The sequence below is a fragment of the Natronomonas sp. genome (assembly GCF_046710025.1).
Classification (GTDB): Archaea; Halobacteriota; Halobacteria; order Halobacteriales; family Haloarculaceae; genus Natronomonas.
This window is the reverse complement of sequence record NZ_JBKEGK010000273.1, coordinates 1-3,127: the sequence shown is the minus strand read 5'-3', so window position 1 is coordinate 3,127 and position 3,127 is coordinate 1. Positions and strand designations below refer to the sequence as shown.

Annotated in this window: 3 protein-coding genes and 1 pseudogene; 2 read left to right on the top strand and 2 right to left on the bottom strand. The window is 65.4% G+C overall.

What is annotated here, in order from left to right:
• Positions 1 to 130: 130 nt before the first annotated feature.
• On the bottom strand, positions 131 to 1,324 hold the full coding sequence (locus tag ACI944_RS13645) for a hypothetical protein (RefSeq protein WP_411719573.1): 1,194 nt from the start codon (positions 1,322 to 1,324) through the stop codon (positions 131 to 133).
• A gap of 87 nt (positions 1,325 to 1,411) precedes the next feature.
• Here ACI944_RS13645 and ACI944_RS13640 point away from each other — a divergent pair, with 87 nt between their 5' ends.
• Positions 1,412 to 2,026 carry a hypothetical protein gene (locus ACI944_RS13640; protein ID WP_411719572.1) on the top strand — a complete coding sequence of 205 codons (615 nt, stop codon included), beginning with the start codon at positions 1,412 to 1,414 and terminating at the stop codon, positions 2,024 to 2,026.
• Positions 2,027 to 2,149: 123 nt separating this feature from the next.
• Positions 2,150 to 2,914, top strand: coding sequence for a Nif3-like dinuclear metal center hexameric protein (locus ACI944_RS13635; RefSeq protein WP_411719571.1), 765 nt, complete (start codon positions 2,150 to 2,152; stop codon positions 2,912 to 2,914).
• A 15-nt stretch (positions 2,915 to 2,929) separates the two neighbouring features.
• On the opposite strand, the pseudogene egsA reads toward ACI944_RS13635, so the two are convergent.
• Positions 2,930 to 3,127 (bottom strand): annotated as a pseudogene (gene egsA, locus ACI944_RS13630) (NAD(P)-dependent glycerol-1-phosphate dehydrogenase); the annotation flags it as partial.

Below are 3,127 nucleotides of genomic sequence, written 5' to 3'. Positions count from 1 at the left end.
GCTCCCTGAGAGGGTTCGACATCGTTCTTCGTCGATAGTTCCGGGGAACGCAACAAGTAGGCTCGGCCGGTTTCGGCACCCGAAGCGACTCGGCGATTCGAGGGTAGCTGAAAGCTTGAGGCGAGCTGTATCACAGATCCGAGGCGAGATAGCCAGCGATCTCGTAGGCACCCTCCGCGGCTGCGAGGTCAGGACGCTCGGCTCGGATCGCGGTGACATCGCGTTTCAGCTCCTCGGTTAGCCGCGTTTCGACCTCGTCGACGACACCCGGCAGACACGCCATCCCCCCCGTCAGCACGATCGGCTTTTCGAGAGCGAGTTGGTACACTTTCATGTAGCTGTTCGCGAGTTCGGGGAGAAAGCCGTTCGCGACCTCGTCGACCACCTCGTCGATGTACTCGTCGCAGGCGTCCATCACGCTGTCCTCGATCGTAAACTCGTGGGAGCCGCCGCCGGGCTGTTGGATGACGTCGGTAAAGGGTTCGAAGGACTCGAAGTCGGCGTGTTGCTCCTTGTATTCTCGGGCGGTCGTGAGGTCGATGTTGACCCGTCCCTGGGTCTCTTCCTCGACGTAGTTCGCGATTCGCCGGTCGATTTCGTTGCCGGTGATCGAGCCCGTCGAAAGCGGGACGAGCTGTTCGCCCCGGCGGTACGCACAGACCTCGAGGTTAGTCGAGCCCATGTTGACCGCCACAAAGATGTCGTCGATCGCGCCCAGTTCGTCCTCGAAGGCCGGCAACGAGCCACAGAGAGATTCGGGATAGCTCCGGACCAACTCCCCGCCGATCGAACTATCCTCGATGACCGCCTCGAGATTCGCCAACCCGGCTTCGTTGTCGATCGTCGGGATCGCGTACACGACGGCGCTGTCCTTGGGGACGTCGTTGGCTGCCAGCAGTTCCGTAAAAAAGGTCGTCGCCGACTCGGCGCTGTCGTCGTCCTCCGGTAGCCCCGACCGGAGCATGAACTCGACCGTGTCGGGGTACTCGGTTGCGGCCTCCTCGCCGTAGAGGACGCGTTCGTCGCCGGTCAACACGTCCTCGTAGGTCGCCAGACACGTCAGCGTCCGGACGACCTCGGTTCCCTCGCCGTCCGGCGACGGATAGACGATGACGGTTCTCGTACTGCCGAGTTTGACGCCGACCGGGGCGACGCCGTCGTTCCCCTGTACCGCGTCCGAGTCGGTCGTCGACGCCTCGCCGCTATCGGTCGTGCGTTCGCTGTCAGCTACGCTTTCATCGGCGTCGGCCGCGCTTTCGTTACCATCTGTCGCGCCTGCATCACTATCAGCTGCCCTCCCGTCATCGGATTCCGTCTCGCTCATACCGGACTATCGCCCGAGGCCGTGATATAAGCTTTCCTCGTAGGTGCCAACGAGGATTTATGTACAATCATGGGGGCAGGGTAGCCCATGCCCGAACTGACCCTCGGACGCCGCAGGACGCTGAAACGAACCGCCGCGGTCCTGGCAGGGACCGGGACCGCACTGGGAATCGGATACGCCGGATCACGGCCGTCAGCCGCGCTCGAGGCGGACGACCGATTTCTTGCCGACGATGTCCGGGTCGAGCGAAACGACGGTGAACTGGACGCAGTCACGATCGCACCGACGTTCGAACTCGCGTGGGCAGATTTCGGCGGCGGCGTCAAGGCCGTCGAAGTGACGATCTCGGCTGCCCTCGACGGTGTGCCTGGGTTCGACGTGCTGTTCAATGCCTCGACGGCCGATGGGGCCGTGACAGTCGAGGGCGACGAGTTCGGGCGGACGGATGGGTCAGCGACGATCACGATCGATCGTCTCGACCTGACTGCGACCGGCTCCGCGGTTACCCTCGATGACTTCGGCGGCGACTTGGCACCGGGAGCCTCAAGGACGACGGGCGTCGAGCTGACAGCTCGAATCGACGTTGTCGGCGCGCAGTCGGAGACGGTGACGACCGTCGAGACGACGTCGTTCGTCGTGACCGTACACAACCCCGAGGGGGAGACCTCGACGGTCGGGCGGGCAAACACCGACGCGGCGTGATCGCGGGCGGGTTCGAGGTGGGGGTCTGAAGGGGTGAGTCTGAGGGGGCGGTGGTCGGCGCCGAATCGCGCGGTCGGATCGAGTCGTCGTCGGATACAAGACGGTGCCGCGGGACGATCCGATATGGACCTCTCCGAATTCAGTGGCCGACTGGACGACCGCCTCAACCACGACGCGTACGCCGATGTCGACGCCAGCGCCAACGGGCTTCAGGTCGGGCCAGCCAACGGATCCGTCGAACACGCTGCGTTCGCCGTCGACGGCGCAGAGCCGACAGTCCGAGAAGCGGCGGCCACCGGGGCCGATGTCCTCGTCGTTCACCATGGGTTCGTGTGGGGCGGCCTGGACCGAGTGACCGGCCCCGAATACGACCGCATCGCCTCGTGTATCGACGCCGGCGTTGCTCTGTACGTCTCTCACCTCCCGCTTGACGGCCACGACGGGCTCGGTAACGCTGCCGGCTTGGCGTCGTTTCTGGGTTGTGAGAGGTGCGAACCGTTCGGCGAGTACGGCGGCGTCACGATCGGTCAGCGCGCCCGTCCGGCGTCGCCGTGGTCGATCGAAGGGCTCCGCGATCGGCTCGCCGAGCTCGATACCGGCGGTCAGCCGGTCCGGACCCTCGAGTTCGGCCCGGAGACGATCGAGGACATCGCGATCGTGACCGGCTCGGGGGCCGACTGGATCCGCGAGGCGGCCGACGCCGGAGTCGACGCACTCGTTACTGGAGAGGGCAAACAGAAGGCCTACCACGAGGCGCGAGCGGCCGGACTGAACGTGTTCCTCGCCGGCCACTACGCGACGGAGACGTTTGGCGTCCAGCGGCTCAACGAACTCGTCGACGATTGGGGGATCGAGACGACGTTCGTCGACCACCCGACTGGGCTGTAGGCCGACGGGCCGCGCTCAGAGCACGCCGGTCGTCGTCGCTGCCTCGATCGCCGCTTCCTCGTCGATGCCGTCGCCCAAGATCGTGTAGCGGTCCCGTATCCCGTGGGCGCTCGTCATCGCCCGGACGAACTGTTCGTTCTCGATCCCGAGCCCGTCGGCGGTCGTCGGCGCGTCGATTCCGGCGAGTGCGTCCCTGACGCGGCGCCACTCGCC